Source organism: Peribacillus sp. TH27, from assembly GCF_016650915.1.
In the GTDB taxonomy this organism is placed as follows: domain Bacteria; phylum Bacillota; class Bacilli; order Bacillales; family DSM-1321; genus Peribacillus; species Peribacillus butanolivorans.
This window is the reverse complement of record NZ_JAEKEV010000002.1, coordinates 4,875,401-4,889,434: the sequence shown is the minus strand read 5'-3', so window position 1 is coordinate 4,889,434 and position 14,034 is coordinate 4,875,401. Positions and strand designations below refer to the sequence as shown.

The window sequence follows — 14,034 nt, the reverse complement described above, 5'->3', positions numbered from 1 at the left end:
ATGCTTAAGTAATAAGTCAGGCTGGGGAATTTACATCCCCGCCACCTTAACAATATTACCTTTGCTCCTATTTTTGATACAGTTTAGTCATCAGAGTCGTTAAATCTTTCGAGAAAAACGAAAGCAGACTGATTACTCTCGAATATTCCATTCTCGTTGGACCTAGTATCGCTAATGTGCCCACTTGTTCATGTCCGATTGAGTAGGTTGCGGTAATTAAGCTGCAGTCATCAAGTACCGTATTTTGATTTTCACGGCCAATCTTGACGTGAATGCCCGCTGGATTTTGAGTAATAAGATCATAAAACCCTTGTTCCTGCTCAATCATCGATAAAAGTGTACTTACCTTTGCAATGTCATGGAACTCCGGCTGCCTTAGCATATTCGTTTTCCCGCCGAAAAATATTTTTTCAGGCTTTGTATCCGTCAAGGTATCCGCTAGAACAGAAACAATCGATCCATAATTATGAATGTGGTGGCTTAATAGAGCAGCCACCTCCTTATAGATCTTATCTTTTAAATCAACAAGCGGAACATCGACTAAACGGGCATTTAAAATGTTCACCATCTTTTCAATTTCATTTATATCAAAAGAAGGGGGCAAGGAAATCATTCGATTTTCCACATGACCTGTATCAGTAATAATGATTGCAATTGCAGCATCCGGACTCAATGGTACGATCTGAATTTTTTTCAACTTATGTTCATTGACTTTTGGACCTAGTACAATTGCCGTATAATTCGTCAGTTCAGAAAGAATTTTTGCTGATTTTTGAACAATCTTTTCTAGCTCATAGATTCGCTCAACAAAAACAGATTTTAACAATTTCATTTCATTCTTTTTCGGAGCTTGAGGAGAAAGCAAATGATCCACATAATATCTATACCCTTTTTCAGAAGGTATTCTACCAGAAGATGTATGAGTTTTTTCTAAAAAACCCAATTCTTCAAGATCAGACATTTCGTTACGGATTGTGGCAGAGCTGAACGTAATTTCATCTTTCTTCGACAAGCTTCGCGACCCGACTGGCTGGGCAGAATGGATAAAATCCTCGATTATCACTTGCAGAATCAATAATTGACGATCAGTTAGCATGTATGATCACCTCTGTTAGCACTCTGTCTCTTTGAGTGCTAATATACTAATAAATTATCAAATGAAGCTTATGATGTCAACAATGAAAACCGCTAATTCATTGATAAAATAACAAGAGATTTCCATCACTCGGAATCAGCAACGCCTAAAAACGATTGGAACACTTCATTACCAAGCAATTTCCCCTGCTCAGTCAATCGGACAAACCCACCTTCAATCGTAAGCAGACCCTTTGCCGATTCTTCTTCGAGCGATTTCCCGAAAATTTCCGTCATTTCAACAGAAAATTTATTCTTGAAGTTTTCCAATGAAACTCCTTCTGTTTTTCTAAGTCCTAAAAACATCTCCTCTTCCATCTTTTCATGGAGTGGTACAGGATGTTCTTCCAAAACAGGTAACTCGTTCACCGTCAATGGCGTAATGTATTTTTTCACTGGCCCATGATTGGCCACTCTTTTTCCCCCAGTATAGCCATGTGCTCCCGCACCAATCCCATAATATTCTACATTATCCCAATATGTTAAATTGTGTCGGCTTTCAAATCCAGGACGAGCAAAATTACTGATTTCATATTGATGCAGACCATGTTTCTCCATCTCTTCCATCAGCCGTTCATACATGGAAGCCTCAAGCTCCTGAGGCGGAAGATTTAATTTCCCTCTTCTCATTTGATTATAGAAAACCGTCTTAGGCTCAACAATTAATGAGTAACTGGAATAATGAGGAAGCTGTAGTGCAAGGGCCTTATCTAGCGTATCCTTGAAGTCTTCCATCGTTTGACCTGGCAATCCATAAATCAAGTCGATACTTATATTTGTAAAGCCAACCTCTTGAGCCAAATGAATCGTTTCATATACTTCAGATGCCCGATGTGTCCGACCAATTCGCTTTAATAATTCATCATTGAAGCTTTGCACCCCAAAGCTAAGCCTATTCACACCGGAATGAAATAGTATTTCAAGCTTTTCTTTTGAAAGATCCCCAGGATTAGCCTCGAATGTATATTCAGCCTTCTTTGAATCAAAAGGAAGGGTTTCATTGATTGCTTCACATAAGAATGCAAGTTGTTTTTCATCAAGAGAGGTTGGTGTCCCTCCGCCGACGAAAACCGTGTCCAATCCTGTTGTTGGATACTTTGCAAGTTGCATTTCCATTTCTCTTTTCATCATCCGTAAATATTCGTCGACTGGCTGCCCCTGCAAAAACACTTTATTAAAATCACAATAGTGACAAATATGTTCACAAAACGGTATGTGGAGGTAGGCACTTTTAATCATTGTGTTCACAACCTTTAATCGATTGAGTCGATAGAAAAAGAGGCTAGATCTTCTCTACCCTCTTTTTTCTATCTATCATTTATTTTTTTGGAGTCGTATCATCCATTTTCAAAACAGCCATGAAAGCTTCCTGCGGTACTTCAACAGAACCTACCTGTTTCATCCGCTTTTTACCTTCTTTTTGTTTTTCAAGCAATTTACGTTTACGGGAAATATCGCCACCGTAACATTTAGCGAGTACGTTTTTACGCATTGCACTAATAGAAGAACGAGCCACGATTTTTTGTCCAATAGCTGCTTGAATTGGAACTTCAAACTGTTGTCTTGGAATCAATTTCTTCAATTTCTCAACAATAACTTTACCACGCTCATAAGCGAAGTCCTTATGAACGATGAAACTTAAAGCATCGACCGTCTCAGCATTCAGTAAAATATCCATCTTCACAAGCTTGGACGGTTTGTAGCCGATTAATTCATAATCAAATGAAGCATAGCCCCTTGTATTTGATTTCAATTGATCAAAGAAATCATATACGATTTCCGACAATGGTATTTCATAGTGAATACTTACACGTGTCTCATCGATATATTCCATATCAATGAAGTTCCCGCGTTTATTCTGACAGATTTCCATGATTGTGCCTACAAATTCTGTTGGTGCCATCATTGTTGCTTTTACATATGGCTCCTCAACACGTTCAATCTTTTGGGCATCCGGCATGTTAGATGGGTTATCAACCTTCAAAACCGTTCCATCAGTTTGAACGACATCGTAAATAACACTTGGCGCAGTAGTAATTAGATCAATTTTGAATTCACGTTCAATACGCTCTTGGATGATTTCCATATGAAGAAGTCCTAGGAAACCGCAACGGAAACCAAAGCCTAATGCTTGAGATGATTCCGCCTCAAACTGCAGCGCTGAATCATTCAATTCCAATTTCTCTAATGCATCCCGTAGATCATTGAATTTCGATGCGTCAATCGGATACAAACCGCAATATACCATCGGATTCATTTTCCGATAACCTGGCAGCGGCTCTGTCGCACTATTCACAGCACTAGTAATCGTATCACCAACTGTCGTATCACCAACGTTTTTAATAGCTGCTGTAAGGAAACCAACATCACCTACGTTTAGTTCATCAAGCAGTTGTGTTTTTGGATTAAAGACACCCAATTCCGTGACATCAAATTCTTTGCCTGTGGACATCATTTTAATTTTGTCGCCCACTTTAATAGACCCTTCAACAACCCGGATATAGGCAACTACACCCCGATATGCATCAAATAGCGAGTCGAAAATAAGCGCCTTAAACGGTGCTTCAGGATCTCCTTGTGGTGCCGGTACTAATTCAACGACCTGCTCCAAAATCTCCTCGATTCCGATACCGGCTTTAGCTGAAGCCAAAACTGCATCAGAAGCATCCAACCCGATTACTTCCTCAATTTCATTACGAACACGTTCTGGATCAGCACTCGGCAAGTCAATTTTATTGATGACCGGGATGATTTCCAAATTGTTATCCAATGCTAAATATACGTTTGCAAGCGTCTGGGCCTCAATACCCTGCGCCGCATCGACAACAAGGACTGCACCTTCACACGCAGCAAGGCTTCGCGAAACCTCATACGTAAAATCGACGTGCCCTGGTGTATCAATAAGATGGAAAATGTATTCTTCGCCATCTTTCGCATTATATTTTAATTGAATTGCATTCAATTTAATCGTAATTCCACGCTCACGCTCTAAATCCATGGAATCTAACAGCTGACTCTTCATTTCACGTTGAGTCATAGCGTTCGTTTTTTCTATGATACGATCCGCCAATGTAGATTTACCATGATCAATATGAGCGATGATGGAAAAGTTACGAATCTTGGATTGTCTTTTTAATTTTTCTTCTCTATTCATAACGTTCACTCCCACTAGTCGACACAATACACTATTTTTTATTATATCAATAGAAAATGCAAGATTCAACAGAATAGTTACAAAAGAAGCATCATTGTAGTGCCAGGGATAAAAAAAGGCTGCATTCCGAATTCTCGGATGCAGCCTTTCGACAGAGTTATTCGACTTTTCTTGCGCAAGCTTAAATCATATTTATAAGCGCTTGAAAGGCCGCTGATATCGTTTCGCCGAGAGTCTTGCCAAGAGATGAGAAAAAGTTGAAAGCCTTCATTTCTTCAAGCTTTTCTTTTTTCGTCTCTAAATCATGACTTGTTACTTTTTCACCAAGGATATCCGCCTCCATCTCCCCTTGGTCCGATTGGTTGATAATAAATGCACTATTCAAAGAGGGGTCTTCATATCCCTTCATTTTTTTCATGCCGTCATTCGCCTGCTGCATTCCAATAAGGACGCCTAAAAATAATACGAGTATAATCCCCGTGCATTTTAACCAAAATCGAACCATGTTAGAGAACTCCTCTCAAATTACTTCGCTTCTGATTCTCCAGTTGTTTTATCCACCGCTTTAGCATCCCAATAAAATTCACTGAATACATCGGTAAATGCATCAACGGTTAAATACATTTCTTCAAACGTATTATCAACACCGCCAACTTCAATGAGCATGGCATTGCCTGACAAATCCTGATTGTATACTCCATTATGACCCGCTCCGCCTTGTTTCATAACCCCTCGTGAAATGCCAGGGTATTTTTTTTCCAGAGCTTTATGAAGTTTATTGGCAAGCGCTGCATTTTTCTCAAAGTTCGGGTTATTTCCCCCAATGACGAAGGCAATCTTGGCATAATCTTTACCGTTAATGTTAATGGTCGTATGTTTTTTTCGTTTTGAATCACGATGGATATCAATCATATATTCTAGATCTTTGTTGGTAGCCAATGCCGTTTGAACGGATTTACGAGACTCTTGATAGGATTTGTTGTAATTCAATCCCTTATTATTCAAATTGCCCATAATATCCGTATTATCAAGCGATGAGCCTATCCCGTTATCAGCCAAGTCCTCCACCATTCGTGCCCCGAGTTTTGTAATATTGATTTTAGAGTGATAGGCGAGATTAGGATTTGTAACCCCTTTTAAATAAGGGAGATATGACTCCCGATTATGGCTATGATAAATTTCAACAACTTTTCGCCCATTGGTTGTCTGATTTGGCTGATTAGCCACTCCTTTTTCAGGTTCTTCGATCTCATCCAGATTTTGCAGGGACGCATCCCTTTCTTCGTTCAGGACATCTACCGGCGGCGAAGATTCATACGGCATATTCGTATAATTGGTTCCTTCACCAGCAACAAGGATTTCATTATCAAAAATCGAGAAGCCTGGAAGTTCCCGACCAAGCAAGCTTCGCGGATCCTCCATAGAAATATTAGTCGAGATTTTTATCAATTGATTTGTGATCACCGATTCTTGTTTACCTTCAGGCAGGGCATTAAAAAAGTAATGATTTTCATTAGCCAGCATCGAGAACAGCATTTTCCCTGAAAATTGGTTCGCTACGGTATGTACGGAATCCGAAGATATCCGATACTCCGGTCGCAGAGACGTCATGACCCCGCTGACGGAAAAAACAAAAAGAAGCAAGGCGAGAATACCTAGAAAAGTTTTTACTATAGTTGAACCGTGAATAGCTGTTATGATCCCTGGGGAATTTCTTCTTTTCATCCTTCCACCCTCTCTATAGCTTGTCTATTAATACCTATGACTTTGCTAGAAAGGGTAGAACACCATTTTTGGGCACTAAAATGAACTAGCGGGTATAGTAGCCAGTATTTTCTTGATTAATTGACCCATGCAACGCTGCATTCAATCCATTGGCTATCAAATTGGCCATGTCCTCAATGAAAACATCGACTTCTTTTGGTGTAACCATTAAATTTTGACCGAGCGGTGAAAGCACTTCATAAATCAGTTTCCGCTTTTCTTCGTCCGGAAGGACACCAATCATGCCCAAGAAGGTTTTCCGTTCCTTTTCACCTGGCATATCCTCATCAGTCAACTTTTTACGTTTCCCAAAACTAAATCCTGCGGGGGCTAATGAACGTGATGGGCGGTCACCCTCATTCAGTTCCTTGCCAAAGTGCTTCAAAATATAATCAATCGAGTCGCTAGTAATTGATACAGCATCAACGACGGTAGGTATTCCAATTGCTATAACAGGAACCCCCAGTGTCTCCTGACTCAATTCCTTTCGTTTATTTCCAACACCTGACCCTGGATGAATGCCTGTATCAGTTATTTGAATCGTTGAATTTACCCGATCAATCGAACGGGCTGCCAAGGCATCAATGACGATGAGAAAATCAGGATTGCTTTTTTCAATGACTCCTTTGATAATGTCGCTCGTCTCGATTCCTGTAATCCCCATAACACCTGGAGAGATCGCACTTACCGGCCGATAACCTTCTTTAACAGACTCTGGTTGCAACTCGAACAAATGCCTTGTGACTACCAGGTTCTCGACCACGGCTGGCCCCAAAGCGTCCGGGGTCACATTCCAATTACCGAGGCCGACGACTAAACAACTGCTTTCTTTCGTGATATTATTTCTTTTTAAGAAGTAGGCTAGCTCTTCAGCAAACACCTTCTCCACTCGTTGCTGTGTGTCCGTATCCTGTTGGCGGATACCCTGAACTTCAATGGTTAAATAGCTCCCCTGTTTTTTACCAATCTCTTTTTCTCCCTCAGCCGTGACCTCGACTAAGGAAATTTTCAGATCATCCACTTCTTTTTCCTTTATTATGACCCCTTCGATATGGGAAACATCAACTTCTTCAACAACACCCTTATTTTCAAGAGCAATATCTTTTGCTTCAATCGCCAAATCTGTCCGAATTCCGAACTTACTAAGGTCCAAATGATTTTCCATAGCGGCCTCCTGATGTTTGATTTGTATCTAACTCTAGTAATTTCCATAGTCTCTCTTAAACATTCTGTCGTTTTAGCTTTTTTATTATTCATTTTTTTGGTACAATGAAATATGACGAGATGAATTTATTTACTGAAATTATAATTCCTTTTCGATTCTCAATCTGAAGTATTGCATATTCATGAGCAGTCTGATAGAATATCACTTGTGCTATTTGATATGGATTTGAAAAGTCGAGTTCATATAATCTCGATTTCTTTGTAGGAGGTGAACGGAATGCCAAACATTAAATCTGCTATTAAACGTGTGAAAATCAACGACAAAAAACGCGTTCATAACATTACTGTTAGATCAACTATGCGTACTACAGTGAAAAACGCTGAAGTTGCATTAGCTGGTGAAAACGTTGAAGCTGCTAAAGAAGCTCTTTTAACAGCTGCTGTAAAATTAGACAAAGCTGCATCTAAAGGATTAATCCATAAAAATGCGGCAGCCCGTAAAAAATCTCGTTTAGCGAAAAGACTTAACGCTCTTAACGCATAATGACAAAAATTAAACGATCCTTATGGATCGTTTTTTTTTACGCACCAAAAAGGTGACAGGAATTTCTGTCACCTTTTATTGTTATCTAATTTTCAAAAGCAGCAACTCAAGTGTGATCGCCTTATCGGCTTGACCCGATTTCATCTTATAATCCGCTTCAGCTAAATCGTTCATTATACTCAACAACTCGCGTTCCTGGAATTTCCCCGTTTTTTCTAGGGCTAGCTTTACTCGGTATGGATGCACCTTCAATTGCCCTGCAATTTTTTGCTGACTATACCCTTGACGCGAAAGCTCCTTCACTTGATACATAAGTCGGATCTGTCCGGCCATTACACTCAAGATTTTAATCGGCTCTTCATTCTGCCGAAGAAGATCGTGAAAAATCGTCATAGCACTTTCCATTTTTCGCTGCAAAACATGATCAACAAGTGTGAAGATATTCTGTTCTAGAGATTTAGCGACTAACTTTTCAACAACCTCAATGGTAATTCGTTTGTCAGCTTCTACATAAAGTGCCATTTTATCAAGTTCATTTGTCAACATCATCAGATTCGTTCCTGCAAGTTCGAGCAAAAGTTCTGTGGCTTGTTCATCTATTTGGACAGAATAAGCTGCAACGCGCTCCTTAACCCATGCCTTTAATTCATGATCGCCAAGCTTTTTCGCTTCAACGAGAACCGCATTACGCTTCAGTTCTTTGGTAATCTTTTTCCGTTCGTCCAGTTTTTCATAAGGAGCTGTCAGAACAACAATAGAATAAGGAACTGGGTCAGCCAAATACGCTTCCAGTCTTTTTACATTATGTTCAACTTTCGATTTCGTTTTTTCAGCTGTCAAAAAAAATGGATTTTGCATGAAGACAAGGCGTTTTTCCCCGATAAAAGGAAGAGTTTCAACGTCCTCAAGCGCTGTTTCAATCGGCGTCTCTTCTAAATCAAATTGAGAAAAGTTAAAATCCATTTCATCTTCGTGAAGGACATGCTCAATCAAAAGCTGCTTTGTTTCATTAATTAAATAAGCTTCTGTTCCATATAACAAATATACAGGCGCGAATTGCCCTTTTTTAATACTTTTCCATACGTCTAATACCAATAGAATCCGCCTCTTTTTTATGTATTCTTCTCTAATGGTATAGGTGGATGAACCATTTGACAAGCTATAAAGGGAACTAGCCCTCTAAAGGACTAATTCCGGATCTATATGAACACTTTCAAGAAAGGCCCGGGTAAACTCCCTTGAAAGCGGGTAAAGTATTCATGTAGAACAAAAAAGTGAACTTTTCTTTTTCGCTTGCTTTGTTTGTACCTTTATTTTGACCTCAAAATTTCAAACTATTTGTGACAACTCTTGTCAGTAAAGGAAATGAAGAAATGTGGCCTGTAGATTTTTTTTTGGTAATGTTTTATACTATTAGCAGAAATAGGAGGGGTAAACAATGAACGAATTCGAAAAGAATGTTCAATCAAAGACTGATGACGTCGCTGATTCCGCTATGGGATTCATCGGTTCTTTTGTATTTTTCGCTGCCATGTTCACCATTGCTGTCGTCATTAAAGCAGTCGGATCCTGATTTCATTTTTCAAAATGCACTTATTTTTCCCTGAAGGAGGCTGCTGATGCAGTCTCTTTCTTTTTGATTTCTACATACTATGGAATAGTCTTCCGAAAGGTTCCTTCACTTTTGTAATACTTGTAAATAATAGAACCATCTTCATCCGTCCTAAACAAATAAATATTATATTCTTTCAAGGCCTCAATAACTTGTTCATGTGGGTGACCGTACCTATTCTCTTTTCCAACTGAAATAAGCGCTGCTTTTGGCTGCAATTGTTCGAGAAAAGGCTTCGAGGAAGAAGTCTTACTGCCGTGATGACCGACCTTCAAAATATGAGCCCGCAACTGAGGGTAAGTATCCATCAATTCTTTTTCCCCCTCTTCCCCCATATCTCCGGTAAATACCCAGGACAATCCCCCTAACTCTGTATATAAAACAATGGATGAATCATTCTTATTTTCTTCTTTTTTATGTGGATCTAGAACGAAAAACTCAGCTTCCCCAACTTTCCAATGTTCGCCCCTTTGTACGACTGTCACTTTTACCCTCTTATCTCTTGCAATGGAAACAAAGTCTTTATCTCGATAATCGTCCTCACTCCAACCTCCAATAACTATCTCCTTAACTTTGAAATTTTCAATGAGGTCTTTTGCACTTCCTATATGATCAGCATCGGCATGCGTTAAAATCAGCTTGTCCAAATGGTGAATACCCTTACTTTTCAGCAGCGGGATAATGATATCATCAGCCGTATTATAAGTCTTTCGCTTTTTTTTCCACATTTCCATAGGAAACGTAATTTGTCCCCCCGTATCAATCAAGTAATTTCCCCGGTTAAACGGAAGAGTAATTAAAATTGAATCACCCTGTCCAACATCAATTACCTGTACTTCACCAAATGGAGATAGCTTTTGTAGATTGTATTGAAAAAGTAATAGTAAAATCATTATTCCACACCAGATTTTACATTTACTAAAAGATTTCTCCCAAGTCAGGAACAGTCCTAAAACTGCAACAACAAGCAACAACATCATAATGAAAAGTGGTTTTCCAAACGGAATGGAGGCAAGAGGAAGATTCGATGCAGCATCGGCGACCCTATTACTGAGCAGGAAGGTGAAGTTTAATAACGAAATAAGGGGTTGACCTAAAACAGGAAGTAACAGATGGATAAAGAGGGTGATTAGTGAAAAAGGCAGCAAAATGATGGAATAAAGAGGCACATACAGTACATTTAGAAACACACCAAGGAAAGATACTTCATAAAAGTGAAAAAGTAAAATCGGAAGGGCTGCCAATTGGCTGATTGAGCTGACAATGAAAAGTTGTAGTGTCTTTTGTGGGTACTGCAAAAAGATTTTCGAAGACATAATGATTGAAAAGGTGACAGCGAAAGAAAGCTGAAACCCAATATTATAGAGCATAAGTGGCTGAAAAAATAGCAGGGTCATATAGACCGCACCGATTGTGGCACCTGCTGAAATTCGTTTCTTGAAAAGCATGAGCAAAAAGAATACCATAGCCATCAAACATGATCTCATCACTGACGGGCTTGCTCCTGAAAGTATCATGTAAATCGGAAGAAAGATAAGGATGGCAATCATCATTCTCTCGCGAGTAACTCCGAAGCGGATACCAAGATAAAACAACATCCCCGTTAAAAAACTGACATGAAGTCCCGAAATCGCCAGTAAATGTACAAGACCTAGACGCTGATAGTTAGTAAGATCCCCTTCATCGATATCCGTCTGATCACCGAAAATAAGGGCTGTGACAAATCCACTCGATTCTTCTGGGAAGTGTTTTTTTATATACGAAATTCCTTTCATCCGCAAATTTCGAATTGAAACGACAATCGAGTTTCCAACCTTTTTGCATTTCGAAAAAGAAATAGAACTCGCTTTAAATATCCAATGAGTGTTTTGCTGGAGGAGATAACGTTGATAATCGAAGCTATTTTCATTACGGTGTTTGTCAGGAACCTGCAGATTTCCCTCGGCCGGACAAGATAAACCGATGCGAAGATACTGATCAAGCTTTTCCTTTTCTTGTTCGGAGGCTATTTTATATCGAAGCATCAGCCGTTCTCCTTGTTCACTGATGATGAAACCTTTTAATAGATTTCCATCTATTTTCGGTTGGTCTGTAAATGTAATAACAAAATGACTTTCCGTTCCCTGATAAGAAGAGATGTTTCGATGTTCGGAGGCAGTAGCGGACCCTAAAAAAATCCCCATAATCACCACATGAAGTATAAGGGTCTTCCCTTCACCCGCACTCGAATAATAAATAAAACAGAGGAAAATAAGGAAAACGATTAAAAGTCTTACACTAAAAAATGAATGGGCCGAAACGCCAAACGTGGCCGAAACGGCTAAAAAGAGAAGTTGTCTTGCCATGCCAACCCCCTGTCTAATTATTTGTTAAATAACAGTTTTGCCTCCTTTTCTAGCTCCAGCACAGCTTCTTTCTCTAAACCGGATTGTTCTAGTTGACCTAGCAACGAACGTACAAAGTCCTGTTTTTCTTTTCCGTATACATCGATGGCTCCTCTTGCTTCAACCTTTTCCGTTTTGACCCCAGCCTGCTCAAACAATTCAATTGCATATGGATGGTTTTTATAATCCTCTGCATAATAAACAGCTTTGATTCCAGCTTGAATGAGTGATTTACAGCATTGCAGGCATGGAAAATGCGTAACATATATTTCCGCCTCTGCCGTCGGCACACCGAATTTGGCACACTGTAAAAGTGCATTCATTTCAGCATGTATCGTTCTAATACAATGATTATCTATTACATAACAACCATCATCAATACAGTGCGTTCCCCCGGCAATCGAACCATTGTAGCCTCCCGCAATAATCCGGTTATCCCTAACGATTGTTGCGCCTACAGTTAGTCGTGTACATGTGCTTCTTAAAGCTAATAAATGGCTTTGAGCCATGAAATATTGATCCCAGCTAATCCTGTTCATGTTGTGGTCCCCTTTTACTTAATAAAATTGATTTTCTTCAATTTTACCTTCTTCCTGTCCATTTGTGTAGAGAATTCAATCAATCATTTTACGGAAATAGAATCCTTTAATTTTTCAAATGTTTTATCACCGATCCCTGATACATTCTTCAATTCATCTATCTGCTTGAATTTCCCTATCGTATCTCTGTATTCAAGGATGGCCGTTGCTTTTGATGCGCCAATCCCAGACAGGGTTTCTAAATCCTCCTTTGTGGCTGTGTTCAAGTTAACCTGGCCCCTTGAACTCTCAGATGCCCCTCCAGTAGCCGCAGTTCCGCTCGAGGCGGCTGATGCATTTCCGGGAAGTTCTATGCCTTCTTCACCTATTTTGGGTACGTAAATGACCATTTGGTCCTCAACAAGTTGGGCAAAATTCACTTTATCCTTATCGGCCTTGTCTGTGAAACTTCCCGCTTTCGAAATCAAATCAATCACCCTGTCACCTGCCTCCGCAGTAAATATACCAGGTGCCTGTACCGCTCCCTTAACATCGACTTTAATGATAAGAGGTTCTGCCTTCGTTTCAGTTGTCATTTCATCAATGCCATCGTTTGCTGATACTGCAAAGATATCTTCTGATTCAACCAGTTCCTTCCCAGGTTGAAAGAAAAAGTAAACTCCTATCGCCCCAGTAGCTACTGCAGCGGCAATCATCGCCATTTTCTTTTTTAATATTTTATCCACTTCTTAGCCTCCTTCTTTGAATTCGAACATTACATTGTCATAGGACAGATTAAAAATACATAGTGTTTTTAGGAGATTCGCTTTTAGTGAGAGGAGTTGAAAGTATTGAAGAAAATCGGTGTAATTGGAACAGGCAATATGGGAACGATTTTAATCGAAGCGTGGCTGGAGGCTAAAATACTAAATCCGGCTGATCTACTCATTACAAATAGAACGCTCTCCAAAGCATTGGTGCTGAAAGAAAAGCATCCCGGTATCGAGGTAGCGAAAAGCGCCGCCGAGATCGTCCAACAGGCAGACTTTATTTTTCTCTGCGTAAAACCATTACAAATTCACAGCCTTTTACAGGGCATCAAACACCATATAAAAAGAGAACAACTACTTATCTCCATTACAAGCCCGCTTTCAGTGGCACAGCTTGAATCAGAAGTGAATGCTCCATGCGCCCGTTTTATCCCAAGCATAACGAACCGTGTGGGATCAGGGGTATCGTTACTGAGCTTCAGCAAAGGGTGCAGCAAAGAGACACAGCAATCCTTATTTAATCTGGCATCTGCCATATCGGCACCGGTCATCATTGAAAATGATATCACCCGGGTAGCTTCCGACATTGTAAGCTGCGGACCTGCCTTCTTTAGCTTTTTAGCACAAGCTTTTATTGAAGCCGCCTGTCAAACAACGAAGATAGATAAAGAAACCGCAACGACTTTGACCGAGAACATGCTGATTGGGTTAGGTGAATTGCTTGGTAAGGGAGTTTACACATTACCGACCTTACAGGAAAAGGTTTGCGTAAAAGGTGGGATCACAGGGGAAGGAATTAAGGTTTTAGAAGCTGAAACCGGAGAAATGTTTCATCATCTGTTTCAAGCGACACACGAAAAATTCGCAGAAGATCTTCACGAGGTTGAAAAACAATTTGGCCATCCTTATTAATATTCGCATCCGAAATCTATTCTCCTTCTAAAAATATAAAAAAATAAAGGGTCAGGCATCCTTTCGCACAGTGATGTA

13 protein-coding genes are annotated in these 14,034 nt (G+C 39.8%); 3 read left to right on the top strand and 10 right to left on the bottom strand.

The annotated features are described in order from the left end of the window. Positions 1–67: 67 nt before the first annotated feature. The 6 genes from hrcA to gpr form a co-directional block, all read right to left on the bottom strand. On the bottom strand, positions 68–1,096 hold the full coding sequence (hrcA, locus tag JFU24_RS24925; RefSeq protein WP_201185863.1) for a heat-inducible transcriptional repressor HrcA: 1,029 nt from the start codon (positions 1,094–1,096) through the stop codon (positions 68–70). Between the two features lie 125 nt (positions 1,097–1,221). After that, positions 1,222–2,373, bottom strand: a complete 1,152-nt coding sequence (gene hemW / locus JFU24_RS24920) for a radical SAM family heme chaperone HemW (RefSeq protein ID WP_057218741.1) — start codon at positions 2,371–2,373, stop codon at positions 1,222–1,224. Between the two features lie 79 nt (positions 2,374–2,452). Then, positions 2,453–4,288, bottom strand: coding sequence for a translation elongation factor 4 (gene lepA / locus JFU24_RS24915; protein WP_056528610.1), 1,836 nt, complete (start codon positions 4,286–4,288; stop codon positions 2,453–2,455). Positions 4,289–4,469: 181 nt separating this feature from the next. Further along, the gene (locus tag JFU24_RS24910; protein ID WP_056528609.1) at positions 4,470–4,793 is read right to left on the bottom strand and encodes a YqxA family protein; all 324 of its coding nucleotides are present in this window, start codon (positions 4,791–4,793) and stop codon (positions 4,470–4,472) included. Positions 4,794–4,813: 20 nt separating this feature from the next. Then, entirely contained in the window at positions 4,814–6,013 is a 1,200-nt protein-coding gene (gene spoIIP, locus JFU24_RS24905; RefSeq protein WP_201185865.1) for a stage II sporulation protein P, read from the bottom strand. A gap of 85 nt (positions 6,014–6,098) precedes the next feature. Beyond that, a complete protein-coding gene (gene gpr / locus JFU24_RS24900) occupies positions 6,099–7,217 on the bottom strand; it encodes a GPR endopeptidase (RefSeq protein ID WP_201185868.1) in 1,119 nt (372 codons plus the stop codon). A gap of 276 nt (positions 7,218–7,493) precedes the next feature. Between gpr and rpsT the strand changes: the two genes are divergently transcribed. Continuing rightward, positions 7,494–7,760 (top strand): 30S ribosomal protein S20, encoded by a 267-nt coding sequence (gene rpsT, locus JFU24_RS24895; protein WP_034308554.1) that lies wholly within the window; start codon positions 7,494–7,496, stop codon positions 7,758–7,760. A gap of 81 nt (positions 7,761–7,841) precedes the next feature. Here the strand turns inward: rpsT and holA are convergent, their stop codons facing one another. After that, positions 7,842–8,855 carry a DNA polymerase III subunit delta gene (gene holA, locus JFU24_RS24890; RefSeq protein ID WP_056528604.1) on the bottom strand — a complete coding sequence of 338 codons (1,014 nt, stop codon included), beginning with the start codon at positions 8,853–8,855 and terminating at the stop codon, positions 7,842–7,844. Positions 8,856–9,198: 343 nt separating this feature from the next. Here holA and JFU24_RS24885 point away from each other — a divergent pair, with 343 nt between their 5' ends. Then, on the top strand, positions 9,199–9,333 hold the full coding sequence (locus JFU24_RS24885) for a YqzM family protein (protein WP_081108861.1): 135 nt from the start codon (positions 9,199–9,201) through the stop codon (positions 9,331–9,333). 77 nt (positions 9,334–9,410) lie between these two features. Here JFU24_RS24885 and JFU24_RS24880 read toward each other — a convergent pair whose 3' ends face one another. The 3 genes from JFU24_RS24880 to JFU24_RS24870 all read right to left on the bottom strand — a co-directional run bounded on the left by JFU24_RS24880 (position 9,411) and on the right by JFU24_RS24870 (position 13,020). Further along, positions 9,411–11,717, bottom strand: a complete 2,307-nt coding sequence (locus JFU24_RS24880; protein WP_201223626.1) for a DNA internalization-related competence protein ComEC/Rec2 — start codon at positions 11,715–11,717, stop codon at positions 9,411–9,413. Positions 11,718–11,734: 17 nt separating this feature from the next. Beyond that, positions 11,735–12,295, bottom strand: coding sequence for a ComE operon protein 2 (locus JFU24_RS24875; RefSeq protein WP_053347022.1), 561 nt, complete (start codon positions 12,293–12,295; stop codon positions 11,735–11,737). An 83-nt stretch (positions 12,296–12,378) separates the two neighbouring features. After that, a complete protein-coding gene (locus tag JFU24_RS24870) occupies positions 12,379–13,020 on the bottom strand; it encodes a helix-hairpin-helix domain-containing protein (RefSeq protein ID WP_309557896.1) in 642 nt (213 codons plus the stop codon). Between the two features lie 105 nt (positions 13,021–13,125). Between JFU24_RS24870 and comER the strand changes: the two genes are divergently transcribed. Then, entirely contained in the window at positions 13,126–13,956 is an 831-nt protein-coding gene (gene comER / locus JFU24_RS24865) for a late competence protein ComER (protein WP_223305467.1), read from the top strand. Positions 13,957–14,034 lie beyond the last annotated feature (78 nt).